25 protein-coding genes are annotated in these 25,305 nt (G+C 59.6%); 12 read left to right on the top strand and 13 right to left on the bottom strand.

Annotated features, from left to right (window positions below; genetic code table 11):
- Nucleotides 1–309: 309 nt before the first annotated feature.
- The 7 genes from CKW15_RS14255 to CKW15_RS14225 all read left to right on the top strand — a co-directional run bounded on the left by CKW15_RS14255 (nt 310) and on the right by CKW15_RS14225 (nt 5,451).
- On the top strand, nt 310–654 hold the full coding sequence (locus CKW15_RS14255) for a hypothetical protein (RefSeq protein ID WP_095152267.1): 345 nt from the start codon (nt 310–312) through the stop codon (nt 652–654).
- Nucleotides 655–827: 173 nt separating this feature from the next.
- Nucleotides 828–1,460 carry a TetR family transcriptional regulator gene (locus CKW15_RS14250; RefSeq protein WP_095056332.1) on the top strand — a complete coding sequence of 211 codons (633 nt, stop codon included), beginning with the start codon at nt 828–830 and terminating at the stop codon, nt 1,458–1,460.
- Nucleotides 1,461–1,743: 283 nt separating this feature from the next.
- Nucleotides 1,744–2,244, top strand: a complete 501-nt coding sequence (ureE, locus tag CKW15_RS14245) for an urease accessory protein UreE (protein ID WP_095056333.1) — start codon at nt 1,744–1,746, stop codon at nt 2,242–2,244.
- Nucleotides 2,241–2,915, top strand: coding sequence for an urease accessory protein UreF (locus CKW15_RS14240; RefSeq protein WP_095152266.1), 675 nt, complete (start codon nt 2,241–2,243; stop codon nt 2,913–2,915). The genes ureE and CKW15_RS14240 overlap by 4 nt, the downstream gene beginning before the upstream one ends.
- A gap of 23 nt (nt 2,916–2,938) precedes the next feature.
- Nucleotides 2,939–3,553: an urease accessory protein UreG gene (ureG, locus tag CKW15_RS14235; RefSeq protein ID WP_095152265.1), complete on the top strand. Its 615-nt coding sequence runs from the start codon at nt 2,939–2,941 to the stop codon at nt 3,551–3,553.
- Nucleotides 3,554–3,582: 29 nt separating this feature from the next.
- On the top strand, nt 3,583–4,155 hold the full coding sequence (locus CKW15_RS14230; protein ID WP_095152264.1) for a HupE/UreJ family protein: 573 nt from the start codon (nt 3,583–3,585) through the stop codon (nt 4,153–4,155).
- 162 nt (nt 4,156–4,317) lie between these two features.
- Nucleotides 4,318–5,451, top strand: coding sequence for an AGE family epimerase/isomerase (locus CKW15_RS14225; RefSeq protein WP_095152263.1), 1,134 nt, complete (start codon nt 4,318–4,320; stop codon nt 5,449–5,451).
- 3 nt (nt 5,452–5,454) lie between these two features.
- On the opposite strand, the gene CKW15_RS14220 is transcribed toward CKW15_RS14225, so the two are convergent.
- The 10 genes from CKW15_RS14220 to CKW15_RS14175 form a co-directional block, all read right to left on the bottom strand.
- A complete protein-coding gene (locus tag CKW15_RS14220) occupies nt 5,455–6,360 on the bottom strand; it encodes a cation diffusion facilitator family transporter (protein WP_095056338.1) in 906 nt (301 codons plus the stop codon).
- A 180-nt stretch (nt 6,361–6,540) separates the two neighbouring features.
- Nucleotides 6,541–7,302 (bottom strand): SDR family oxidoreductase, encoded by a 762-nt coding sequence (locus CKW15_RS14215; protein ID WP_095056339.1) that lies wholly within the window; start codon nt 7,300–7,302, stop codon nt 6,541–6,543.
- Between the two features lie 297 nt (nt 7,303–7,599).
- Nucleotides 7,600–7,848, bottom strand: coding sequence for a hypothetical protein (locus CKW15_RS14210; protein ID WP_095152262.1), 249 nt, complete (start codon nt 7,846–7,848; stop codon nt 7,600–7,602).
- A gap of 304 nt (nt 7,849–8,152) precedes the next feature.
- Entirely contained in the window at nt 8,153–8,869 is a 717-nt protein-coding gene (locus CKW15_RS14205; RefSeq protein WP_095056341.1) for an ABC transporter ATP-binding protein, read from the bottom strand.
- Nucleotides 8,866–9,741, bottom strand: a complete 876-nt coding sequence (locus CKW15_RS14200; protein ID WP_095056342.1) for an ABC transporter ATP-binding protein — start codon at nt 9,739–9,741, stop codon at nt 8,866–8,868. The genes CKW15_RS14205 and CKW15_RS14200 overlap by 4 nt, the downstream gene beginning before the upstream one ends.
- Nucleotides 9,738–11,021: a high-affinity branched-chain amino acid ABC transporter permease LivM gene (gene livM, locus CKW15_RS14195; RefSeq protein ID WP_095056343.1), complete on the bottom strand. Its 1,284-nt coding sequence runs from the start codon at nt 11,019–11,021 to the stop codon at nt 9,738–9,740. Before livM ends, CKW15_RS14200 begins: the two co-directional genes overlap by 4 nt.
- A gap of 3 nt (nt 11,022–11,024) precedes the next feature.
- A complete protein-coding gene (locus CKW15_RS14190) occupies nt 11,025–11,939 on the bottom strand; it encodes a branched-chain amino acid ABC transporter permease LivH (protein WP_095056344.1) in 915 nt (304 codons plus the stop codon).
- Nucleotides 11,940–12,180: 241 nt separating this feature from the next.
- Complete coding sequence (locus CKW15_RS14185; protein WP_095056345.1) at nt 12,181–13,314, bottom strand: branched-chain amino acid ABC transporter substrate-binding protein; 1,134 nt, start codon at nt 13,312–13,314, stop codon at nt 12,181–12,183.
- A gap of 363 nt (nt 13,315–13,677) precedes the next feature.
- Complete coding sequence (locus tag CKW15_RS14180; RefSeq protein ID WP_095152261.1) at nt 13,678–14,961, bottom strand: FAD-binding oxidoreductase; 1,284 nt, start codon at nt 14,959–14,961, stop codon at nt 13,678–13,680.
- A gap of 158 nt (nt 14,962–15,119) precedes the next feature.
- The gene (locus tag CKW15_RS14175) at nt 15,120–16,610 is read right to left on the bottom strand and encodes an aldehyde dehydrogenase family protein (RefSeq protein WP_095152260.1); all 1,491 of its coding nucleotides are present in this window, start codon (nt 16,608–16,610) and stop codon (nt 15,120–15,122) included.
- A 175-nt stretch (nt 16,611–16,785) separates the two neighbouring features.
- On the opposite strand from CKW15_RS14175, the gene CKW15_RS14170 reads away from it, so the two are divergent.
- From CKW15_RS14170 to nadE, 3 genes are all read left to right on the top strand, one after another.
- Nucleotides 16,786–17,691: a LysR family transcriptional regulator gene (locus CKW15_RS14170; protein WP_095056348.1), complete on the top strand. Its 906-nt coding sequence runs from the start codon at nt 16,786–16,788 to the stop codon at nt 17,689–17,691.
- Nucleotides 17,692–17,895: 204 nt separating this feature from the next.
- The gene (gene pncB, locus CKW15_RS14165) at nt 17,896–19,122 is read left to right on the top strand and encodes a nicotinate phosphoribosyltransferase (RefSeq protein ID WP_095152259.1); all 1,227 of its coding nucleotides are present in this window, start codon (nt 17,896–17,898) and stop codon (nt 19,120–19,122) included.
- Between the two features lie 4 nt (nt 19,123–19,126).
- Nucleotides 19,127–19,954, top strand: coding sequence for an ammonia-dependent NAD(+) synthetase (nadE, locus tag CKW15_RS14160; protein ID WP_095152258.1), 828 nt, complete (start codon nt 19,127–19,129; stop codon nt 19,952–19,954).
- A gap of 182 nt (nt 19,955–20,136) precedes the next feature.
- On the opposite strand, the gene azu is transcribed toward nadE, so the two are convergent.
- A complete protein-coding gene (gene azu / locus CKW15_RS14155; protein ID WP_095056351.1) occupies nt 20,137–20,583 on the bottom strand; it encodes an azurin in 447 nt (148 codons plus the stop codon).
- Nucleotides 20,584–20,926: 343 nt separating this feature from the next.
- Between azu and CKW15_RS14150 the strand changes: the two genes are divergently transcribed.
- On the top strand, nt 20,927–21,514 hold the full coding sequence (locus CKW15_RS14150; protein WP_095056352.1) for a TIGR00730 family Rossman fold protein: 588 nt from the start codon (nt 20,927–20,929) through the stop codon (nt 21,512–21,514).
- 68 nt (nt 21,515–21,582) lie between these two features.
- Nucleotides 21,583–21,762 carry a hypothetical protein gene (locus CKW15_RS14145; protein ID WP_095056353.1) on the top strand — a complete coding sequence of 60 codons (180 nt, stop codon included), beginning with the start codon at nt 21,583–21,585 and terminating at the stop codon, nt 21,760–21,762.
- A 112-nt stretch (nt 21,763–21,874) separates the two neighbouring features.
- On the opposite strand, the gene CKW15_RS14140 is transcribed toward CKW15_RS14145, so the two are convergent.
- Both CKW15_RS14140 and CKW15_RS14135 read right to left on the bottom strand, forming a co-directional pair.
- A complete protein-coding gene (locus CKW15_RS14140; RefSeq protein ID WP_095152257.1) occupies nt 21,875–22,765 on the bottom strand; it encodes a transglutaminase family protein in 891 nt (296 codons plus the stop codon).
- On the bottom strand, nt 22,765–25,251 hold the full coding sequence (locus CKW15_RS14135; protein WP_095056355.1) for a circularly permuted type 2 ATP-grasp protein: 2,487 nt from the start codon (nt 25,249–25,251) through the stop codon (nt 22,765–22,767). Before CKW15_RS14135 ends, CKW15_RS14140 begins: the two co-directional genes overlap by 1 nt.
- Nucleotides 25,252–25,305 lie beyond the last annotated feature (54 nt).

Genomic DNA, 25,305 nt, shown 5'->3' with positions numbered 1-25,305 from the left:
GGAATCTACGACTGAAAAAACCCGGGCAGGTTTAGTCGAAAGACCGATTTTGCCGAAATCCGCCAGTCCAGTCATGACCAATCAGTCAATTCGCGTTATCGACCCTGCCCCTTTGTACCGCGAGCGCGGGGTGAAAATACCCAAGCCGGTGCAAAAGCGCTCCCCGGAAACGCCCGGTCTAGAGCCCCTCCAGCGAACAATCAATTCCGTTGATTATTACCATTGCGTTTATGAACTTTTATATCGATTTATCGAGAGTAGCATTGCCCTCGTACCCACTTTCTCGCACTCCCCTGGAGCAAAACAATCATGAAACGCCAATTACTGTTAAGCCTTACCCTCTCGATGCTGGCCAGCACCGCTTTCGCTCTTCCGGCCGCTGACCAGGCGACCCCGCAAGTAAAAGCCAGCCACTCGGTATTCAGCCAAACCGTTGCCGCTGATGGTTCGGACCGTACCCCACAAGGCCAAACCCTGGCAGAAGGCGGTAACGATCGCCTGAAAGAAAAAGGCCTGATCACTCAGGACGGCTCGGATCGCACCCCACAAGGCCAGACCCTTGCAGCTGATGGCTCGGACCGCACTCCACAAGGTCAAACACTCGCTGAAGGCGGTGGTGATCGTGTGATCGAACGCAACAGCGCTCTGAGCTAAGCCCCATGGCCGCTCAGAAAAAAAGCCCAATCAACGGATTGGGCTTTTGACTTTATAGCGATCCAGATAACAGACGCAGCACTTCCCCGCTTGATCCCCTCGATAGTCGTTCGACGCCGACAAAGCCGATTTGCTAGAGTGCGCCGCTGTCCCTGTCCAGAAAACACCTTGCGATGCTGCCCCGCGCCGAACAGAAACAACAGACCCGTAACGCCCTGATGGACGCTGCCCGGCGCTTGATGGACGGCGGCCGAGGATTCGGCAGCCTGAGCCTGCGCGAAGTGGCGAAAACCGCCGGCATCGTACCCACCGGTTTCTACCGGCATTTCGCCGACATGGATGAGCTGGGCCTGGTATTGGTCAGCGAAGTCGGCCAGACCTTTCGCGAAACCATTCGCCTGGTGCGTCACAACGAGTTCGTGATGGGCGGCATCATCGACGCTTCGGTGCGGATCTTTCTCGACGTGGTCAGCGCCAACCGTTCGCAGTTCCTGTTTCTCGCCCGTGAGCAGTACGGCGGCTCGTTGCCGGTGCGCAAGGCGATTGGCCGTTTGCGCGAAGACATCAGTTCGGACCTCGCCGCCGATTTGTCGCTGATGCCGAAACTGCAACACCTGGACATCGCCGGCCTGAACGTCATGGCCGACCTGATCGTCAAAAGCGTGTTCGCCACCCTGCCGGACATCATTGATCCACCGGCCGAAGCGCTGCCTGAGCATCTGACGCCCCAGGCGAAAATCACCCAGCAACTGCGCTTCATCTTTATCGGTCTGAAGCACTGGCAAGGGCTCGGCAGCACCGAGTAGTTTCTGTGGATGAAATCCTTGTAGGAGCAAGCTTGCTCGCGATGAGGGCATGCAATTCACCCTCGATGTGACCGTTACACTGCTATCGCGAGCAAGCTCGCTCCTACAATTAACCGTGTCGCTTCAACTTGGTGCGCAAACCAGAAATGACGCACCAACTTCTGCCACGATTTCGTCGCACCGCCTCTCGCCCTACACCTCCGACAGGCATTTCCTACACATCTCCCCGATTGGCAAGCCCCTTGCTCTAGCCTCAGCATTGTCCATTGCTGGAAGCCTTCCGATGCTGGTGATTCACCGCAGAATCAACCCTCAACCCGTCTGGGCCGCCGAACTGCACCTCACGTTCGAAGCCCGCAGCAAAAGCCGTTTGCGCTGTTTCAGTGCCGAGGGCGAAGACGTCGGGTTGTTTCTGGAGCGCGGTCAGCCGCCGCTGTATGACGGCGAATGCCTGCAAGCCGAAGACGGGCGTATCGTCCGCGTTTGCGCCCGTCCCGAACAATTGCTGCACGTCACCTGCGCCAACGCGTTCGAACTGACCCGCGCCGCCTATCACCTGGGCAACCGCCATGTCGCCCTGCAAGTCGGCGATGGCTGGTTGCGTCTGCTCGACGACTACGTGCTCAAGGCCATGCTCGAACAACTGGGCGCCCGCGCCGAGAACATGGAAGCACCGTTCCAGCCGGAGCACGGTGCCTACGGCGGCGGCCATCACCATTCGCGTCATGGCGATGAAGATTTCAACTACGCGCCGAAACTGCACCAGTTCGGCGTGCGCACATGAATCCGGCCTGGGCCCTGCTGCGCCTGGCCAGTCCGCAATTGCCGATTGGCGGCTACAGCTATTCCCAAGGCCTGGAAATGGCGGTCGATAACGGCCGTGTGCACGATCCCGACAGTGCCAGGCGCTGGATCAGCGATCAGTTGTTACTGAACCTGGCGCGCTTCGAGGCGCCGTTGTTACTTGCCCATTGCGTTGCGGCGCATGAGGAAAACTGGGACGAGTTGCTGCAACGCTGTGAGCAACACCGCGCCAGCCGTGAAACCCGCGAGTTGCATCAGGAAAGCCGGCAGATGGGCTACTCGTTGCAGCAACTGCTCAACGGTTTGCCGGAACTGGACGCTCCCGCCCGCGCCTTTCTCGATCAACGCCCCGAGCCGCATCTGGCTCTGGGCTGGGCGTTGGCCGCCCGCGCCTGGCAGATCAGCCCGCAAGACGCCTTGGCTGCGTGGCTCTGGAGCTGGCTGGAAAACCAATTGGCGGTGCTGATGAAAACCCTGCCGCTGGGTCAGCAAGCTGCCCAACGCCTGACCAGCGAGCTGTTGCCGTTGCTTCAACAAGCGCAACAGAGCGCGACTCAAATCGATCCCGATCATTACGGCAGCGCCGCATTCGGCCTGTCCCTGGCGTGTATGGCCCACGAGCGCCAGTACAGCCGTCTGTTCCGTTCCTAGGGCCTTTTATCTTGGAGAATCACATGAACGCACAACCTCTGCGCGTCGGCATCGGCGGCCCGGTCGGCTCCGGTAAAACCGCCCTGACCCTGGCCCTGTGCCTGGCCCTGCGCGAACGTTACAACCTGGCCGTCGTGACCAACGACATCTACACCCGCGAAGACGCCGACTTTCTGGTGCGCAACGAAGCCCTCGCGCCGGAACGCATCATCGGCGTGGAAACCGGTGGCTGTCCGCACACGGCGATCCGCGAAGACGCCTCGATCAACCTCGAAGCCGTGGATCAACTGAACCGCCGCTTTCCGGGCCTGGACCTGATTCTGGTGGAGTCCGGTGGCGACAACCTGTCGGCGACCTTCAGCCCCGAACTGTCCGACCTGACCATCTACGTGATCGACGTTTCGGCCGGCGACAAGCTGCCGCGCAAGGGCGGCCCTGGCATCTGCAAATCCGACCTGCTGGTGATCAACAAAATCGACCTCGCACCGTTGGTGGGCGCTTCGCTGACGATGATGGACAGCGACACGAAACGCATGCGCAACGGCAAGCCGTTTGTGTTCAGCAATCAAAAAACCGGCCAGGGTCTTGATGAAATCATCGCCTTCATCGAACGCCAGGGTTTGCTGACCGCTGCCTGATGACGACTTATCAACAAGGAAGCTTATCAATGACACTCAAATGCATGCTCGGCGCTCTGACGCTTTTGCTGACCCCGGCCATTGCCTTCGCCCACCCGGGGCATGGCGATAACGGTTTGATCGCCGGCATCGGCCATCCGATTGGCGGGCTTGATCACTTGCTGGCGATGCTCGCAGTCGGCCTGTGGGCGGCGCAGCAACAAGGCGCCGCACGCTGGGCGCTGCCGTGCACCTTCGTCGGTACGATGTTGCTGGGAGGAATGCTCGGGTTTGAAGGATTGAACCTGCCGGCGCTGGAAAGCGGGATTGCCGCGTCGGTGTTGGCGCTCGGTCTGGCGGTTGCGCTGGCGGTGCGGCCGCCATTGGTGATGGCGGTTATGGCGACAGCGTTGTTTGCGCTGTTCCACGGTGTAGCTCATGGGCTGGAACTGCCGGACATGTCGAGCCCCTGGGCTTATGCCGCTGGTTTTGTCGCGGCCACAGCAGCGTTGCACGCGGCGGGTTATGCCGTGGTGCGGGTGTTGCCGCAAGCAGCGGCACCACTGATCCGACTGGCCGGCGGGGCTTCGGCGGCGACCGGCGCGTGGTTGCTGGCGGGCTAACCCCCCTCCCTGTAGGAGCTGCCGCAGGCTGCGATCTTTTGATCTTGCATTCAAAATCAACATCAAAAGATCGCAGCCTGCAGCATCTCCTACGAGGATCCGTCGGGCCGGCCTCTCTGCTAACATGTCGCGCAATCAACCCTGCCGTGACGACGCCAGCCCATGCCGCCTGTTTCCCGCACCGCCTCCCAGCCTGAATTGACCGCCCTGTTCGCCTCGGTGCAACAGCACTTTCTGGACGTCATCGTGCCGCTTTGGCAAGGCCCGGGCTGGAATGCCGACCTGGCGTTGCCCTATGAGGCGCTCGACGCAGGGCATCAACCGTTGCCTGCCCAGCGCTACCGGGCCATGGCCTGTGCGCGGCAGCTGTATCTGTTTGCCAGCTTGATCGGCCAGGTGCCGGGCGCCGAAGAGCGTGCCGCCGCATTGTTCCGTTCCTTGCAGCGACACTTCCACGACGCCGAGCACGGTGGCTGGTTCTACAGCATCGATCCGCAGGGTGCGCCGCTGGATCAGCGTAAAGACCTCTACACCCACGCGTTCATCCTGTTCGCCTGCGCCCATTACTGGGCCAAGGTCCGTGAGCCGCTGGTGGAATCGGTACTCAACGCTTCACTGGAAGTGATCGCGCAACGCTTTGCCACAGGCGACGGCCTGTACGAAGCCACGCTAGACCGTGACTGGTCATCGCTCGACAGCGGCCCCCTGCAGAACCCGTTGATGCACTTGGCCGAAGCCTTTCTCGCCACCCTGTCAGTACGTGAAGACCTTGCCGTGCAACTGGCGCTCGTCGAGTTATGCACAGCCATGCAGGCACGCTTCGTCGATACGCAACATGGCGTGTTGATGGAGAAACCGCTGGGGTCTGTGGATAACTGGTTCGAGCCAGGCCACCAGTTCGAGTGGTACTTCTTGCTGGCATCGTCCGACCTGTTGCGCAGCTCGAAACTGCATGACGCTCTGGAGCGCGCTTTCGCATTTACCGAGCAACTGGGTGTCGATCAGCAGACCGGTGCCGTGCGAGCCATGCTCGCCCTGGGGCCGGACGGCGGCACTCGGGACGCGACGCAGCGCATCTGGGCTCAGGCCGAGTACCTGCGCGCACTAACGCTGTGCCCGAACAGCGACGCGGCGGTGCTGCATCAATTGCAGGCGTTGCAGCAGCGCTGCCTGCATGCCGGTGGCTGGTATGAATGTCGTGATGAGCGCGGTGAAGTCAGCCGACGCGACATGCCGTCCACCACGCCGTATCACCTGGCGACGTGTTATCGCGGATTGGCCGACTACCTCGCCTGACCTTCACTCAATCCACTTGCGATCCCCGGTAAAACTGATCGTCAGCCAGCGTGCGGCGTCCGGCTCACCGAGGTTTGTGGATATTTCCTCGCGCAAACTGTCCAGTTGTCCCACACCGTCCAGCCAGTAATCCTTCGGCAACACGATGTGAATCTCGATAAAACAGGCCCGCCCGTGTTTCTGCACGTAGGAAATGTAGTCGTCGAAACCATGCTCGACCTTGGCCACCTCCATCACCTGACGCACCTTGTCGTCCAGTTGATCCGGGACGATCCCCAACACATCGCGTAAGGCCGGAGCGAGGATTTTGAAGGCTGGGGGAAGCATGCCCAAGGCCAGCAGAATCAGGATCATCGGGTCGACATACACCGCCCACTTGTCGAAACCCTGCGTTTTGAGCAGCAGTGCGATAAGGAAACTCACCAGCAGTCCCGCCGACAGCATCGCGTCCACCAGCCAACTGATGTTGTCGAACTGGATCAGCGATGAGTTGAGCGTGCGATTGCGATGGCGGACGTAGAAGAAGTAAATCAGCTCAACGACGGTGAACACCGCCGCGTAGAGGATCACCAGACCGAGCTCGACCTCGCGGCCTCCATTGATGATGCCGAACACACCGTTGAGAAACGCGTAAACGGCCACCAGGAAGATGAAACAGCCTTCGATCACCAGCACCATGGGTTCCAGGTGCCAGGAGCCGAACTGGAAGCGCTGATTGCTTTCCTTGGCGATCAGCCGGGCGGTGAGCAGCATCAACACCTTGATGAAGGCGGCGATCAACGAAAAGAAACCATCGAACAGGATCGATTGGGAACCTGAAACAAAACCGGTAATGATTCCGGCGAATGTCACCAGGAGCATCAGGAACGTCGATTGTTTGAGCAGTAGCTGCTCTTCTCGATTGCGCACTTGTTCTCCTCGAACACCTCTAGACCGCACGATGCGGCGAGATTATTGGAAGAGGAGTCTAGCTGAAGTCCAGCGTATCTGGTCCGTCCCCTTCGCGAGCAGGCTCGCTTCCACATCGGTTCTCGGTGTTCGCAGATCCTTTGTGGGAGCGAGCTTGCTCGCGATAGCCATCACTGGGTCTTAAGACTTTCGATCGATGGCAAACCCGGCCCAGGTCTGGCTGACCGGCATCAGTTCCAGGCTGTTGATGTTGATGTGCGCCGGAGCGTTGAGCACCCAGAAGATGGTGTCGGCGATGTCCTGCGGCTGAATCGGCTCGGCACCGGCGTAGGTCGCGTTGTAGCGCTCCTGGTCACCGGCAAAGCGCACCAGCGAGAACTCGCTTTCGCACAGGCCCGGCTCGATGTTGCTGACCCGTACGCCCGTGCCTTGCAGGTCGCAGCGCAGGCTCAGGGAGAACTGTTTGACGAACGCCTTGGTCGCGCCATACACGTGGCTGCCCGGGTAGGGATAATTGCCGGCAATGGAGCCCAGGTTGACGATACCGGCGCCACGACCGTGGGCGATCAGGCGTGGCAACAGCAGGCGGGTGCTGTACATCAGGCCTTTGACGTTGGTATCGACCATGGTGTCCCAATCGTCCAGATCACATTTCGGTGCCGGGTCGGCACCCAACGCCAGGCCGGCGTTGTTGATAAGTCCGCGTAGCTTGGCAAAGGACGGCGGCAGATTGCCGATCGCTTCCTCCATGGCCTTGCGATCACGCACATCGAGCACCAGACCATGGACCTCGGTCTGCTTCGACAACTCGGCGCACAGTGCATTGAGGCGCTCTTCACGACGGCCAGTCAGCACCAGTTTCCAGCCGGCCTCGGCAAAACGACGGGCACAGGCTTCACCAAAACCGGACGTCGCGCCGGTAATAAACAGGGTGTCGGACATCGTGTTCTCCTTGCATCGGCTGATCGCCAGCCATTGAAATAGAAATTCAGCAGGCAGCATGCCCGGCCTTGTTCACAGCGGCAACCACCGCTCAAACTGTTCAAAAAACGCTCAATCCCGGCAAGCCCTTGACCCGCTTGGCCTACAGCCATGTGCGCGCACGTTATCCACAGGCCGGTCCACAGTCTTTGGGGGCAAGTGGAAAAGCTGCAAGCCGCTATCCACAAGGCTTTGCGCGAAGTTTTGAAACTTTTTTGCTTGACCCTCAACCACCTGCCGTGCAGCCCTTGGCCATTTTCATGACTGACGGGTCAAACCGGCGATGGCGCCAAGCCAGTAACCACGGCCTTCAGCCGACTCTTTCCAGAGTTTAATCACAGACTTATCCACAGGCTTGCACACGTCAATTCCATGCATTTTCACCCCGAACAAAAAGGTTGACAAAGCGACTTGAAAGCTGAGCAAAAACAGCTGAGCAAAAAACAACCACACCTCTGCAAGCCGCGGTTTAAAAGGCCTCCAGCCAGCTACTCCCACGTTATTCACAGCCGGTTCCACAGCAAACGGGGACAAGTCAAAACCGTGACAAAACAGGTATTTGCAGCGGCTTTATGTCGCGCTTTGGGAGCTTTGGAATAATGTTTTCCACAATTTCCATCGGGCATACCACAACCCCTGTAGGAGCGAGCCTGCTCGCGATGGGCGTCAACGAAAACGCGAGCACTCTGGATAAACGCGTTGTCCTGGGGATCTTCGCGAGCAGGCTCGCTCCTACAGGGGATTGCGGTGTTTGGGAGATGTAAAAAAGCCCCGGCGATTGCGTGCCGGGGCTTGTGCATAACAACAAAACTCAATGCCCGCCGAGATAAGCGCTACGCACATCCTCGTTGACCAACAGTTCCTTGCCAGTGCCCGTCATGCGGATTTCGCCGTTAACCATCACATACGCCCGGTCAGACAGCCGCAGGGCGTGGTTGGCGTTCTGCTCCACCAGGAAGATGGTCATGCCAGTCTTGGCCAGTTCCCGCAGGGTCGCGAAGATCTGCTTCACCACGATTGGCGCCAGGCCCAGGCTGGGCTCGTCAAGCAGCAGCAACTTGGGTCGGCTCATCAGGGCACGGGCGATGGCGAGCATTTGCTGCTCGCCGCCGGACATGGTCATCGCACGCTGGGTACGCCGTTCTTCGAGCCGCGGAAACAACTCGAACATGCGCTGCATGTCTTCCTTGGCGTACTTGTCGCCGATAGGGATGGTACCCATCAGCAGGTTTTCCTCGACGGTCATGTCGGGGAACACCCGCCGCCCTTCCGGCGATTGCGCGATGCCGTTGGAAGCAATGTAGTGCGACGACTTGTGAGTGATGTCCACACCCTGATAGAGGATCTGCCCGTCCGCTGCCCTTGGCTGGCCGAAGATCGACATCAGCAGGGTCGACTTGCCGGCACCGTTGGAGCCGATCAGGCTGACGGTTTCCCCTTCGTTGATGTGCAGCGAGACACCTTTCAGGGCCTGGATCGGCCCGTAGAACACATCCAGTTCCTTGAGTTCGAGGATGGGTTGGCTCATAGCACCACTTCCTCTTCATCGGCGCCCAGGTAGGCCGCAATCACTTTCGGATCGTTACGAATCGCATCGGGTCCACCCTCGGCGATGACGATGCCGTGGTCCAGCACCACGATGTGGTCGGAAATGCTCATTACCATGCCCATGTCGTGTTCGATCAGCACCACGGTCAGATCGTGCTCGTCGCGCAGCAGCCGGATCATCGCGCTCAGCGCTTCGGTTTCCTGAGGGTTGAGGCCGGCAGCCGGCTCGTCGAGGCAGATGATCTGCGGACGGGTGCACATGGCCCGGGCGATTTCCAGACGACGTTGCTGACCGTAGGACAGCTCACCGGCCAGACGGTTGGCGCAGTCCACCAGGTCCACCACTTCCAGCCAGTAGAACGCGTGGTCCAGTGCATCGCTTTCAGCCTTGCGATAACCCTTGGTGTTGAGGATACCGGCGAGCATGCTGCGGTTGACCCACATGTGTTGCGCCACCAGCAGGTTTTCCAGCACCGACATTTCCTTGAACAGGCGAATGTTCTGGAAGGTACGTGCCAGGCCTGCGCGGTTGACCAGGTGGGTGCCGCCGAACATTTTGTAGTACAGGCGACTGGCAAAGGATTTCGGCGAGACGAAGTCGGTCGGTTTGAACGATTCGCCCAGCAGTTGGATGACGTTGGTCTGCTCGCCCCGCACGTTGAGCTCAATCTTGCCGCCCGAGGCCTTGTAGAACCCGGTCAGGCAGTTGAACACCGTGGTTTTGCCAGCACCGTTGGGGCCGATCAAGGCGAAGATCGAATTGCGTTCGACTTTCAGGCTGACATCGTTCAACGCCTTGATGCCGCCGAAGTGCATCATCAGCTTCTCTACCGAGAGTACGACTTCGCTCATGGCGCTACTCCTTTACGCGGTGTCACACCGGTACGGCTGATCCGAATCAGGCCGCGCGGTCGCCAGATCATCATCAACACCATCAGGATGCCGAACAGCAACACGCGGTATTCGGCGAAGCCGCGCAGCAGTTCAGGGGCGACGGTCAGCACGAACGCCGCAATCACCACGCCGATGGTCGAACCCATACCGCCCAGCACCACAATGGCGAGGATCAGGGCCGATTCGAAGAAGGTAAACGAGGTCGGGTTGACGAAACCCTGGTAGGTCGCAAAGAACACGCCGGCAAGGCCTGCAGTCGATGCACCGATGGTGAACGCCGAGAGTTTGACCAGCACGTGGTTCAGGCCCATGGAGCGGCAGGCGATTTCGTCTTCACGCAGGGCTTCCCAGGCGCGACCGACTGGCATCTTGACCAGACGATGCTTGATGTACAGCACGGCCAATACCACCAGGAACAACACCGCGTAGATGAAGTAGTACTTCACGTCCGGGTTGTAGGCGATGCCAAAGAACTCGTGAAACGGTACCCCGCCATCCTTCGCCCGCTTGCCGAACTCCAGGCCGAAGAACGTTGGCAGTGGCGCCGGCATGCCGTTCGGACCACCGGTCAGCGACAGCCAGTTGTTGAGGATCAAGCGGATGATTTCACCGAAGCCCAGGGTCACGATCGCCAGATAGTCGCCGTGCAGACGCAGCACCGGAAAACCGAGGATGCACCCGGCGAGGCCAGCGGTGATCGCCGCCAATGGCAGCACCGTCCAGAAGCCCAGCCCCAGGTACTGGTAACCGAGCGCCAGGCCGTAGGCACCAATGGCGTAGAACGCCACATAACCCAGGTCAAGCAGGCCGGCCAGCCCGACCACAATGTTCAGCCCCAGGCCCAGCAGCACGTAGATCAAACCGAGGATGACCACGCCCAACAGATAGGAGTTGGAGAAAAACGGAAACACCACGGCAATCACAATGATCAGCGGGATGATCCAGCGCAGTCGGGTTTTGTAGTCGGGCGGCAGCACATGAACGCCGGAACCGGTGGTTTCAAACCCCTCGAGGATTCTCAGGCCTTTGGGGGTTTGCAGAAACAGGCTCAAGGCAAAACGCCCCGCCATGACGATGGCAATGATCCATGCCACCCGCGAAGTTTCCAGGTTGAAGCCGTAGCCATCGAGCACGACGCCGACAATCGGCCCGAACACGATCAGGGCAATGAGACCGGCAAGAATCGCGTCAACCAGGCTTTTTTTGACATCAATGGTTTTTTTAGTGGTTGAAGACATCGCTTACACCTTCGACACAAGAGGACGGCCGAGCAGGCCTTGGGGCCGAAAGACCAGAACGAGAACCAGCAGCGAGAAGCTGAAGACGTCTTTGTAGTCCGAGTTGACCAGACCGGAGAACAGCGACTCGGAAATCCCGAGGATGATCCCGCCGAGCATGGCGCCAGGCAGCGAGCCGATCCCGCCGAGTACCGCCGCGGTGAAGGCCTTGATGCCGATGACGAAGCCCGCGTAGAAGTCGAAAGTGCCGTAGTTCATGGTGATCAGTACGCCGGCCAGGGCCGCCATCGCTGCACCGATGATGAACACATAGGAAATCACCCGGTCGGTGTTGATCCCGAGGATCGAAGCCATCTTGCGGTCTTGTTGGGTCGCGCGGCACATACGGCCGAGCTTGGTGTACTTGATGACGTAGGTCAGCAGGGCCATCCCGGCAAATGCGGCGACCAGGATGAAGATTTTGGTGTAGGTGAGCTGGACGAAGCCGCTTCCGACATCGACGCGCCATGCACCGGTCAGCAGGGTCGGTACGCCTTGTTGGCGGGCGCCCTGAGCGATCTGCGCATAGTTTTGCAGGATCAGCGAAATACCGATGGCGCTGATCAAGGGTGCCAGTCGGGTGGAGTTACGCAGGGGTTTGTAGGCGACACGCTCGATGACCCAGCCATACACCGCCGTGACGACGATGGTGAAGATCAGTGTGCCAAGCATCAGCAGAGGGAAGGATTCAATACCGAAGTATGCCAGCAGAGCCAGACTGATCGCCGCGAGGTAAGCGGAAATCATGTAAACCTCGCCGTGGGCGAAGTTGATCATGCCGATGATGCCATAGACCATTGTGTAGCCGATGGCGATCAGGCCATAGACCGACCCGAGGGTCAGGCCGTTGACCAGTTGCTGCAGGAAAATACCATCCATAACGCAATCTCACGCAATGAGAACCTGCACTCCTGTGGGGGTGCGGTTCTTCTAAGGAAAATACAGATATACGTCGGAGCAATGTCAGACACGAACAGGCAGCGCTCACCGGCCCCTGTAGGAGCTGGCTTGCCAGCGATAGCGATTGAACAGTCGACAAACATGTCGCCTGCAAGTCCGCCTTCGCCAGCAAGCCGGCTCCGACAAAAGGTTCATCGGGGAGCCCTGATCGGGTCAGCCCTTACTTCTGTTTTTCCAGCTGGTGGTATTTGCCGGTTGCGTCCCACTGGTAAACCACGTAGTCGGACACTTTCAGGTCGCCCTTGCTGTCCCAGGTCTTCTCGCCCATAACGGTCTTGACCGGGTTTTTCTTCAGCCAGGCAGCAGCGTCTTCGCCCTTGTTGGACTTGGCGCCATTGAAGGCAGCGGCCAGGGTCTGGACCGAAGCGTAGGCATACAGGGTGTAGCCTTCAGGCTCGGTGCCAGCCTTGCGGAATGCGTCTACGACAGTCTTGCTGTCTGGCAGCATGCGTGGGTCGGCGCCGAAGGTCATCAGCACGCCGTCAACGTATTGCGGGCCGCCAGCGGTGGTCACCAGTTCGTCGGTCACGATGCCGTCGTCGGACATGAATTTCACGTCTTTCAGGCCTTCGGTACGCAGTTGTTTAACCAGTGGACCCGCTTCTGGGTGCAGGCCGCCGAAGTAGACGACATCGGCACCGGCCGCACGGATCTTGGTCACGACGGCACTGAAGTCTTTCTCGCCGCGGGTCAGGCCTTCATACAGCACCGGCGTCACGCCGCGCTTGACCAGTTGAGCCTTGGTGGCATCCGCCAGGCCTTGGCCGTAGGTGTCTTTGTCGTGCAGCACGACAACCTTTTTGCCCTTGAGCATGTCGACGATGTAGTCACCGGCCACGATGCCTTGCTGGTCGTCACGACCGCACATGCGGAACATGGCACTCAGGCCGCGCTCGGTAACCTGTGGGTTGGTGGAACCTGGAGTGATCGCGATGATGCCCGCTTCGTCATAGATCTCGGAGGCCGGGATGGTCGACGAGGAGCAGAAGTGACCGACCACGCCGGCGACTTTCTGGTTGGTCAGGTCTTTGGCAACCGTCACAGCCTGTTTCGGTTCGCAGGCGTCATCGCCCTTGACCAGGACGATTTTTTCCCCGTTGACGCCGCCCGCTGCGTTGACCGCATCGGCCGCCGCTTGTGCACCCTTCATGTACTGTTCACCAAATGCCGCGTTGGCGCCAGTCATTGGTCCCGCTACGCCGATCTTGATGTCAGCCTGAGCAAACGCAGAAACACCCAGCGCAGTTGCCACTGCGAGGGCCAGAAAACCTTTCTTGTAAAACGTCTGGGACATGAGGTGGTGCTCCATGGTTTTTTTTAATTGGCACTGCGACTTCACTGAATGCTCAGAGCAAGGGCCGTGCCATCGGTTTTTTATTCTGAAAAAAGTCGCTGCCTTATTGTTTTTTCGACTGTTTCGGTCCCATTTTCATTGGGTGTGCAACCGTCTAAACCGCGGAAGGTAAAACCTGATATTTTTTTAGGCGCAACCCTCATGCGCCATCATTGCAACCGCGGCACCAAACATCGTGCAACCAGCCTGTAACACCGTTCGTCACCGAAGTGCACACTGCTGGTGCGGGACTGCTACAACCCGCACCACTACAGGCTAGCTGTTGAACGAAAAAGCGCCGCTTTCAGCAACAAATTTCAACATTCAAATGACGATCCGCAAGCACTGGCCCGCGTGATACAGCGAAAATCCCGCCTCGTACAGACAGCTGCGCAACCCCACGCCGGCCAATGGCTGCATGGGGGCAAAGGGAATGGGGAGCGCCTGAGGATTTCCATTACACAAATAATCGGCAAAGGCTTTGCCGACCACTGTCCCCGTGGTCACGCCCCGGCCGTTGTAACCGGTGACTGCCACTAAACCGGGCGCCGGCTCGAACAGGCGCATCAAATGATCGGGCGTGAATGCGATGCAACCGGTCCAGGTGCATTCCCATTCAACCGGTTTGAGGTACGGGAAATAGTGTTGCTGAACCCGATCGGCCCAGGCTTTGAGAAACCAGGCCGGTTTCTGGTTGCCATTACCGAGACTGCCAAGCAGCAGACGACCGTCCCTGTCTCGACGAATACTGCTCAGGACCTGCCGGGTGTCCCACGAGCCTTGGCCCCCGGGGAGAATTTGCTGAGCTGCGTCTTCGGTCAGCGGCACCGAAGCGACCTGATAGTAATAACCCGGGAAGAAATTGCGGCGCAGTTCCGTCCAGTCGCCTTCGGTGTAGGCGTTGGACGCAATGACCACTTTCTCGGCCATGACCGAACCCTGGGCGGTCTGCACCGACCAGCGCTGGCCCTGGCGTTCGAGTCGGGTGACAGGGGAATGATCGAACAATTGACCGCCGAGGCCGATGGCCGCGTTGGCCAGCCCCGTGGTGTAGGCCATCGGATTGAGCGTACCGGCACGGCGATCCAGCAATGCTGCGGCGATCTTTTTGGTGCCCGTCGCTTGCTCGCACGCCTGGCCGGTCAGTAGCTCCACCGGCGCGCCGCGACGTTTCCATTGTTCTTCACGACTGCGCAAGTCGGCTTCGCCGCGGGCGTTATGCGCCATGTGCAGCGTGCCTTCGCGACGCAACTGGCAGTCGATGTTGTACTTATCCACAAGGCTGAACACCAGGGAGGGTGCCGCGCCCAGCATGCGGTTGAGCTGACTGCCCACCGCCTCACCGAATCCGGCCTCGATGTCGTCCGGGGGAATCCACATCCCGGCGTTGACCAGCCCGACATTGCGTCCCGATCCGCCATGGCCGGCGCGATGGGCCTCCAGCACACACACTGTCTTGCCCTGTTCCAGCAAATGCACCGCCGCCGACAGCCCGGTGAAACCGGCACCGATGACGCAGACATCCACTGTCACTTCACCCTTGAGCGCCGCATTGTCAGGCCTTTGCGGCGTCAGTTTTTCCCACAGACACTCTTCGCGTAACGGCATTGCCAGACTCCAACAGAAACCTAACCAACACACCATTTACCTGTAGGAGCGGGCTTGCCCGCGATAGCGTCAGCACATTCAACATTTACGTGACTGACAGATTGCTATCGCGGGCAAGCCCGCTCCCACAGTGATCTTCATGGGTTCAAAGGATGTATTTAGTCAAATGTGATGCCCTGCGCCAACGGCAACTCCAGCGAGTAGTTCACGGTGTTGGTCTGGCGACGCATGTAGCCGCGCCATGCGTCGGAGCCCGATTCACGGCCGCCACCGGTTTCTTTTTCACCGCCGAACGCACCACCGATTTCCGCACCGCTCGGGCCGATGTTGACGTTGGCGATGCCGCAATCGCTGCCCACGGCCGACATGAACTGCTCGGCTTCACGCACGTCGGTGGTGAAGATGCACGACGACAGGCCTTGTGGCACGGCGTTGTTCAGGCGCAGGGCTTCCTGGAAATCGCTGTAGCCGATCACGTACAGAATCGGTGCGAAGGTTTCGTGGCAGACCACATCGCTCTGCTCCGGCATTTCGACGATGGCTGGCGATACGTAATAGGCGTTCGGGAACTTGTCTTCCATCTGACGCTTGCCGCCGAACACCCGGCCGCCTTCGCTCAGTGCCTGCTCGAGTGCGTCCTGCATGTTGTCGAAGCTTTGTTTGTCGATCAGCGGGCCGATCAGGTTGCCCTCCAGCGGATGACCGATGCGCACTTTGGAGTAAGCGGCTTTGAGGCGGGTGACGATTTCTTCCTTCACCGACTCATGGGCAATCAAGCGGCGCAGGGTGGTGCAACGCTGGCCGGCGGTGCCGACGGCGCTGAACAGAATGGCGCGAACGGCCATGTCCAGATCGGCGCTTGGGCCGAGGATCATCGCGTTGTTGCCGCCCAGTTCGAGGATGCTGCGGGCGAAACGCGCGGCGATTTTCGGCGCCACTTCACGGCCCATGCGGGTACTGCCGGTGGCGCTGACCAGCGCGACACGCGGGTCATCGACCAACGCTTCACCGGCGTCGCGACCACCGATGATCACCTGGCTCAGGTGAGGCGGTGCGTCGCTGAAATTCTTCAGAACACGGTCGAACAATGCCTGGCATGCGAGCGCGGTCAGCGGGGTCTTTTCCGACGGTTTCCAGATCACCGGGTTGCCGCAGACCAGCGCCAGCGTGGCGTTCCACGCCCAGACCGCGACCGGGAAGTTGAACGCGCTGATCACGCCGACGACACCCAGCGGATGCCAGGTTTCACGCATATGGTGGCCAGGACGCTCGGAAGCAATCGTCAAACCGTACAACTGGCGGGACAGGCCGACGGCGAAGTCACAGATGTCGATCATTTCCTGAACTTCGCCCAGACCTTCCTGGGTGATCTTGCCAGCTTCCCAGGACACCAGTTCGCCGAGGTCGGCCTTGTATTCACGCAGGATGTCACCCAGTTGCCGCACCAGTTCACCACGGCGCGGTGCCGGAACCTTGCGCCACAGTTCGAACGCATGATCTGCGCGACTGATGTGCTGCTCGACTTCAGCGGCGCCTTCCCAGTTCACGGCGGCGATCCTGCTGCCATCGATCGGCGAATGCACCGGCACTTTGCCGTTCTGGTACAGGGCAGGGTTCACACCAAGACGATCAAGCAATGCGGCAACCATGGGTCACTCCTCAAGCAAAAAACGGAACAGGTGCAGCCGGAAAATCACGGCTGATCAGACCTGTAGTTTTAGCCTCCCGGAGGTTACTCAACAAACGACCTTTAAGAGAGATATCATTCCGTTTATTCATGCTGTGCATTGCTGGCAATAAAGAGACAAGAACAAAGGACCGCCCATGCTCAATAAACGCTACTTGCCATCGATTGCTGCGTTGCAGTGTTTCGAAGCCGTGACCCGACATTTGAGTTTCACCCGGGCCGCCGAAGAACTGAACCTGACGCAGAGCGCGGTCAGCAAGCAGGTTGCGCAACTCGAAGAGCTGCTACAACACCTGCTGTTTCGCCGGGTACGCCGTCGCCTGCAAATGACCCCGGCCGGGGATTTGTATCTGGTGGAAGTACGAAAAATCCTCACACAAGTCGAGATGTCGACCCATTACCTGCGTTCCTACGGCGGCGAGACGGAAGTCCTGCGCGTCTCGACGCCACCGACCTTCGGCGCACGCTGGCTGGTGCCTCGCTTGAAAGGCTGGCGCCTGCGTCATCCGTCGATTCACTTGGACCTGTGCAGCGAGCAGGAGGCCGATGATCTGCTGCAAGGGCGCAGCGATCTGGCGTTCTACTTCGGCCAGGGCTCACGACCGGGCACCGAATGCCTGAAACTGTTCGGCGAAGAACTGGTGCCGGTGTGCGCCCCGGGCAGTTTGCCGGACACGCCATTCACCGATCCGACGCAACTGGCCGACCTGGTACTGCTGCAAAACGCCTCACGCCCCCAGGCCTGGCACGACTGGTTCGAACATCAGGGCTACCACACCGAGCACAGCTACCACGGCCCGCGTTTCGAAACCTTTTATATGTGCATCCGTGCCGCTCAGGTCGGCTGCGGCGTGGCGTTGCTGCCGCGGTTTCTGGTGGAAGAGGAACTGGCCGACGGCAAACTGGTCATTCCCTGGCAGCATGCAATGTCCAGCAGCGATGCGTATTACCTGGCCTACCCGGAGCACTCGGCGGAAGTGCCCAAGGTGCGGGATTTTGTGAAGTGGATGTTGGAGCAGATCGATAGCCCGGAAGCAACCTGATGGGCGCCATCGCCTTGTAGGAGCTGGCTTGCAAGCGAAGGCGGTCTTTCAATCGACATTCATATTGGATGTGCCGGCCTCTTCGCTGGCAAGCCAGCTCCTACAAGGGTCTGCGCTTGTCGAAAAAATGCTGGTAATCCCTGTCTGGGATATGCGCCACTAGCGCCACTGATCAATACCGCTGCAACGCTGGAGATTCCCGTTATGAGCGAGAGTGTGTTTGCCGATCGCATCGTGCAGAACCTGCTCGACACCGATTTCTACAAACTGACGATGATGCAGGCGGTGCTGCACAACTACCCGAACGTAGAAGTCGAATGGGAGTTTCGTTGCCGTAACAGTGAGGATCTGCGCCCGTACCTGGCGGAGATCCGTTTTCAGATCGAACGTCTCGCCGAGCTGAGCCTGAGCGCCGACCAGTTGAGTTTTCTGGAGCGCATCAGCTTCCTCAAACCGGACTTCCTGCGCTTTCTCGGACTGTTTCGCTTCAACCTGCGCTATATCCACACCGGCATCGAGAACGGCGAGTTGTTTATCCGCCTGCGGGGCCCCTGGTTACATGTGATCCTGTTCGAAGTACCGCTGCTGGCAATGGTCAGCGAGGTGCGCAACCGCTATCGCTACCGTGAAATCGTCCTGGAACAGGCCCGCGAACAGCTCTATCGCAAGTTCGACTGGCTGAGCGCCAACGCCAGCACTGACGAATTGGCGGAATTGCAGGTAGCCGATTTCGGCACGCGCCGTCGCTTTTCGTACCGCGTTCAGGAAGAAGTGGTGAACGTGCTCAAGCATGATTTCCCGGGCCGTTTCGTCGGCACCAGCAATGTGCATTTGTCGCGGGAACTGGACATGAAACCGCTGGGCACCATGGCCCATGAGTGGATCATGGCCCACCAGCAACTCGGCCCACGGCTGATCGACAGCCAGATTGCCGCCCTCGATTGCTGGGTCCGTGAGTACCGGGGTCTGCTGGGGATTGCCCTGACCGACTGCATCACCAGCGATGCTTTCCTCGGCGATTTCGATCTGTTTTTCGCCAAGCTCTTCGACGGCTTGCGCCATGACTCCGGTGATCCGGTGATTTGGGCGGAAAAAGCCATCGCTCACTACCACCGGCTCGGCATCGACCCGATGAGCAAGACGCTGACATTCTCCGACAGCCTGACCCTGCCCAGGGCTTTGGAGATATTCCGGGCGCTGCGCGGCCGGATCAATGTCAGCTTCGGCATCGGCACCAACCTGACGTGTGACATTCCGGGTGTCGAACCGATGAGCATCGTGCTTAAAATGACCGCCTGCAACGGCCAACCGGTGGCGAAGATCTCCGACGAGCCCGGCAAGACCCACTGCAAAGACCCGAATTTCGTCGCTTACTTGCGACACGTTTTCCAGGTTCCTGCCGCCCTTTCCAGTCCATCAAGCAAGGAGTGAATTCATGCAAGCCGTACAGCGTGAGATTGCTGAGCAGCTCAAGGTCCAACCGCCGTTCGCCAATGAGGCCGCCCTTGAGGCCGAAGTCGCCCGGCGAGTGACTTTCATCCAGGATTGCCTGGTCAATTCCGGGCTGAAAACCCTGGTGCTGGGCATCAGTGGCGGCGTCGACTCCCTGACCGCCGGCCTGCTGGCCCAACGTGCCATGCGTGAATTGCGCCAACGCACGGGCGAAGACGGCTACAAGTTCATTGCCGTGCGCCTGCCCTACGAAACCCAATTCGATGAACACGACGCCCAGGCATCGGTGGATTTCATCAAACCGGACGAGCGCCACACGGTGAACATCGGCCCGGCCGTCAAATCCCTGGCCAATGAAGTGGCCGCGTTTGAAGGCAAGCATGCGGTCTCGGTGGATTTCGTACTTGGCAACACCAAGGCGCGGATGCGCATGGTCGCCCAGTACACCATCGCCGGCGCGGCCCACGGTCTGGTGATCGGCACCGATCATGCGGCGGAAGCGGTGATGGGATTCTTCACCAAGTTCGGTGATGGCGCCTGCGACCTGGCACCACTGAGTGGTCTGGTGAAAAACCAGGTCCGCGCGATTGCCCGCAGTTTCGGTGCGCCAGAATCGCTGGTGGAAAAAATCCCGACCGCCGACCTTGAAGACCTGTCCCCCGGCAAACCGGACGAAGCATCCCATGGCGTGACCTACGCCGAGATCGATGCCTTCCTGCACGGCGAACCGGTGCGCGAGGAAGCGTTCAAGATCATCGTCGACACGTTCAACAAGACGCGCCACAAACGTGTGATGCCCTTTGCGCCTTGAGGCGTGAATGAATGAAAAAGCCCGCTGAAGTGTTGAGCTTCAGCGGGCTTTTTCTTTGGCCAACACATGCATTGATGCTTTTGGCCCATTCGCTGGCAAGCCAGCTCCTACAGTGATTTGTGTCGTTCACAAAACCTGTGGGAGCTGGCTTGCCAGCGATGAACGATGACGCGTGTGCCTGATTACTTCAGGGTAACCGTGCCTTTCATCATCGAGATGTGGCCCGGGAACGAGCAGAAGAACCCGTACTTTTCACCGGCCGCGAGCTTCGACACGTCGAAGGTCACCGAATCGGTTTCCTTGGCGCCGATGACCTTGGTGTGGGCGATCACGCGGGTGTCGCCTTCTTTCAGGTAGTTCTTGTCGATGCCGGCGCTCAGGCCGTCAGTAGCGATCGGCTGCATGTCGGCTTCTTTGCTCAGTACCCAGTTATGACCCATGACGTTTTTCGGCAGGCTGCCGGAGTGGGTCAGTTCGACGGTGAACGTCTTGCAGCTCTTGTCGATTTCAATGGCCTTGGTGTTGAAGGACATTTGATCGGTGGAGTCAACGGTGGTCTTGCACTCGGCAGCCATCAGTTGGCTGCTGGCCAGTGTCAACAGGGATACCGCAACAAGTTTGGCAAACATGGTGAATCTCCAAGGCAGGGTTAACGAAAACGTGAATGGACAGAAGACTGCCTGAAAAGCTCGCAAGTTCATATGACTTGAATCAAAAATTGTATACAACTTTCGGGCTATGGCGCCCATCGAAACAATCTACCAGCCAAGCGTCTAGCCCGGCCCTATGATCAGACCGTCATCACTTAGCGGAGCGTCTGTCATGTCCATCAATAGCCTGTTGTGCAGTTTGCTGGCCGCCTATGCCTGTGGCGCCAGCGGTTCGTACGAAACACCCGATTTCGAAGTTTAGCCCTTGGAGCGTCGCGCGCCTGCCTTTACTCTGTGGCCCTGATCGAGCATGGAGTAAGGCATGTCTTTAGCGTCCGTTTGTGTATTTTGCGGTGCCAGTACCGGCACCAACCCGGCTTATCGTGAAGCCGCCATTGCCCTGGGCCAGGCCTTGGCCGAACGCAAGCTGACCCTGGTGTATGGCGGCGGCGCCGTGGGGCTGATGGGCATCGTCGCCGATGCGGCCCTGGCGGCCGGTGGTGAAGTGATCGGCATCATCCCGCAAAGCCTCAAGGACAAGGAAATCGGCCACAGCGGCCTGACTCGCCTGGAAGTGGTCGATGGCATGCACGCACGCAAAGCGCGGATGGCTGAACTCAGCGACGCCTTCATCGCCCTGCCCGGTGGCCTGGGAACGCTGGAAGAATTGTTCGAAGTCTGGACCTGGGGCCAACTCGGCTACCACGGTAAACCGCTGGGTTTGCTCGAGGTGAACGGTTTCTACGACAAGTTGACGTCTTTTCTCGATCATATCGTCGGCGAAGGCTTCGTTCGCGGGCAGCACCGTGACATGCTGCAAATGAGCGAATCGCCGCAAACCCTGCTCGACGCACTGGATGCCTGGCAACCTTGCGTAGCGCCTAAATGGGCCGAGCAAAAACCCAGCTAACGGCTCGGCCCCGATACAGGGCAGAATATGCGCCGCTCAACCTCACCTTCGACCCCAGAGGATCGCCCATGGCTAAACCTAATTATTCCTTCGCCAAACGTCAGAGAGACTTGGCCAAGGAGCAGAAGAAAGAGGAAAAGCTTCAGCGCAAGAAAGCTACAGCTGAAGAGACGGAACTGAACCCTGAGGGTGAAGTAGCCGCAGAAGATGATGTTGATGCACCGAAAGATCAGGCGCCCGACGCCTGAGACCCTCCGGACCCGATAACCTGATCAGGCCCACCGGATCTGTGTCCAGGGTCGGCGGTTTTGCTGCCGACCCTGTAGGAGCTGCCGAAGGCTGCTCCTACGAGGGGCGTGCTTATTCAATAGGCATCACGGTGACGCGTACTTCCGGGTCATGGTTGCCCCCGCCCAGAATCACCCCCCGCAACGGCGACACATCGGAAAAATCCCGCCCCCACGCCAAAGTGATGTGCTCCAGCGCTGGCTGCACGTTGTTGGTCGGATCGAAGTCCACCCAGCCCAACTCTGGGCAAAACACCGACACCCAGGCATGGGACGCATCAGCGCCAATCAAGCGTGGTTGCCCCGGCGGTGGCTGAGTCAGCAAGTAACCGCTGATGTACCGCGCCGCCAAACCACGAGAACGCACGCAGGCGAGCATCAGGTGAGCAAAGTCCTGACAGACCCCGCGCCGACGCTCCAGCACTTCTACCAGCGGCGTCGCCACCTGAGTCGCTTCGGCATCGAAGGTGAATTCGCTGAAGATTTTCTCCATCAAGGCCTGAACGCCCAGCAGCAGCGGCCGCCCCGCCGGGAAACAGCTCTCGGAAAACTCGACGAAGTTGCGCTTCAAATGCACATACGGTGATTCGAACCGATAACGGCACGCTTCGATCCGTTCGGGCGACAAAGGTTGGCTGTTGTAGGTCAATGCGCTGCGGGTGTCTTCCCATGCCGCAGACCGGTTGAAATCCAGCACCGGCCGGGGAAGCACTTCGATCGTGAGGCTCGCATTGACCAGCAATTCATCATGAGGCCGCTCGAATGCCAGCCGTGTCAGCGGGTTACCGAAGACATCCAGCTCATCGCGACGCGACGTCGGCTCGGGGCTGATCTGCAATTGCCGGTCGGTGCAGCGCTGCCACGCACAATCACGTGGCCACAGATGGGCCAGTTGCTGGGCAAGGGACACCGGACTGTCGTAGTGATAGTGGGTGTCGTGGAAAATCTGGTAGCGGGCACTCATCAGACGGACACCGTGCGCTGGCTGACATCATCGACGTGGGCAAAATGCCGCAGCGCGAGGCGATCCGAGACCTGGCTGCTGGCGTCGGCGATTTCTTGCAGCAGCCCGGCCAGCCCCTCGATGGCGGCGCGAACGCTGGCGTCACCGAACAGCGAATGCTCCAGACAACTCAGGTCGAACCGCGCCAGACGCTCCACCAGTTGCCGCAGCCCCGTTTCACGCGGGGCGCCAAAGTCGTCGTTCAGGCGTTTGACGGTCCGGGTCACCAGTTTCAACTGAAACAACACGGCGTGGGGGTTCTGTTCGTCGAGCAGCAACAGGTCGAGCACCGGGATCAATTGCGCCACCGCCAGATACCGTGAACGGTAGGTGATGCTGCTGTTCCCCAGTTCCAGCAGCCATTCCAGCCCGACTTGATCAAACGTCTCGGTTCCCCGCAGGAACGCCGCCAGACTGCCGCTGAGAAATTGCAGGCGTTCTATTCGCCGGCCAATTATCAGGAATCGCCAGCCTTCGTCGCGAGTCATGTCATCCAGGGCAAAACCGGACAGCGCCGCGAGGGACATCACCAAGCGGTTGAGAAAGTCCAACAGCTCGCCGAAGTCAGGCTCTTCAGTTTCCAGTTCCATGGCCTCGCGCTGTAACTCCACCAGTGCCTGCCAGTTTTCCCGGGAAAGCTTGCCGCGCACCTGCGAAGCCGCCCATTGCAAGCGCTGCAGGTTGGAACGCAGGCTGAACGGCCAGTCATCACCCAGCAGCGCGGCCAGCAGTCGTTCCGGAAGTTCGCCTTCATCCGGCAACAACATCAGGCGTTCGCCCAGATCGACCGCTGCCTGCAAGGCCTGCGGGTCATCACCATCGACATAACGGGCGAGCATGATGCGCAGCAATCGGGCGCTGTCGTCGCAACGCTCACAATAACGTCCGAACCAGAACAGGTTTTCCACCACCCGAGAGGGCAGATACGGATCCCGTCGCACCAGGTCGTGCACGCCGATGTTGCGTTGCGCCTTCCACTGCTCACCGCTGGGTGGGCGATCACCCAGCACCCAAGTGTCTTTGCTCGCACCACCGCGCTGCATGGACACCACTTCGGCATCCGCTTCGGCGGCCACCCGGGTCAAACCGCCCGGCAGAACCCGATAGCCCTCGCGACTCGCCACCGCATACACGCGCATGCCGATCGCCCGGGGTTGCAGCTGACCGTCGTCAGCCTGCCAGATCGGCGCTTGCGACAATTGCGCGAGTTCTTGCGCAACATAGGCATAAGGTCGTGCCTGCATGCGCTCGGCGAGCTCCTGGCGCTGCTTTTCACTCAAATCACGGCCGAACACCGGAGCGAAGCTCTGGGAGGGAAACGCCGGTTTGATCAACAATTCGGGGAGTTTTTCCAACGCCTCGGCCAGCACCGGCGCTTCGCCGCACCACCAGGTCGCGATGGACGGCAGAATCAGGTCTTCGCCGAACAGGAATTGATTGATCCTCGGCAAAAAACCCAACAACCCCGGCGACTCCAGCACGCCGCTACCGAGGGCATTGGCCACCAGCACCCGCCCCTGCCGCACGGCTTCAAGCAGGCCCGGCACGCCGAGGGCCGAGTCGGTACGCAGCTCCAGCGGGTCGCAGAAATCGTCATCCAGCCGACGCATGACGGCGTGCACACGGCGCAGGCCACTCAACGTTTTCAGGTAGACCGTGGCATCGCGAACCGTCAGGTCACCACCTTCCACCAGCGGATAGCCGAGCTGGCGAGCCAGGTACAAATGTTCAAAATAGCTTTCATTGAAGCGCCCCGGCGTCAGCAACACCACCAAGGGTGCCTCATCACCACACGGCGCCTGCCGGGCCAGGGTTTCCTGGAGCGTGCGGAAAAATCCAGCGAGATGCTGCACCTTCAAATCACGGTACAACTCGGGAAACGCCCGGGACACGATGGTGCGGTTTTCCAGCGCATACCCCGCACCGGACGGCGCTTGCGTGCGGTCCGCGGTCACCCACCAACGTCCATCAGGTGTGCGCGCCAGATCCACGGCATACAGATGCAGAAAGGCCCCGTCAGGCGGTTTTACACCCTGACAGGGCCAGAGGAAGTTGTTGTGCCCGAACACCAGTTCGGCCGGTAACAGCCCTTCGGCGATCAGCCGTTGCGGGCCATACAGATCTGCCAGAACCGCATTGAGCAATCGCCCTCGCTGAGCAATGCCCGCAGACAATTGCTGCCACTCATCAGCCGCAATCACATGGGGCAGCAGATCCAGTTCCCACGACCGGTCTGCGCCCTTGGGATCGGCATAGACGTTGTAAGTGACACCGTTTTCCTGAATCTGCCGGGTCAACAATGCCTGACGCTGCACCAGTTGCGCCGGTGTGCTGCGCTGCAATTGGTCGAACAGCCGGCGCCAGTGCGGGCGCACAGCGCCGCTGTCGTCGAGCAGTTCGTGATAGGTGCCCGCCGTCAGCGGGTAGCGGTCTAGCAGGTCAGGCATGGAAAGCTCGGCAGACAGCAATGAACGGTCAGACTAACGCAGGCTTATGACGCC

Origin of the sequence: Pseudomonas sp. Irchel s3b5 (assembly GCF_900187435.1) — a bacterium.
Taxonomy (GTDB): domain Bacteria; phylum Pseudomonadota; class Gammaproteobacteria; order Pseudomonadales; family Pseudomonadaceae; genus Aquipseudomonas.
The sequence above is the reverse complement of the archived record's forward strand: the minus strand, read 5'-3'. Positions and strand labels throughout refer to the sequence as shown.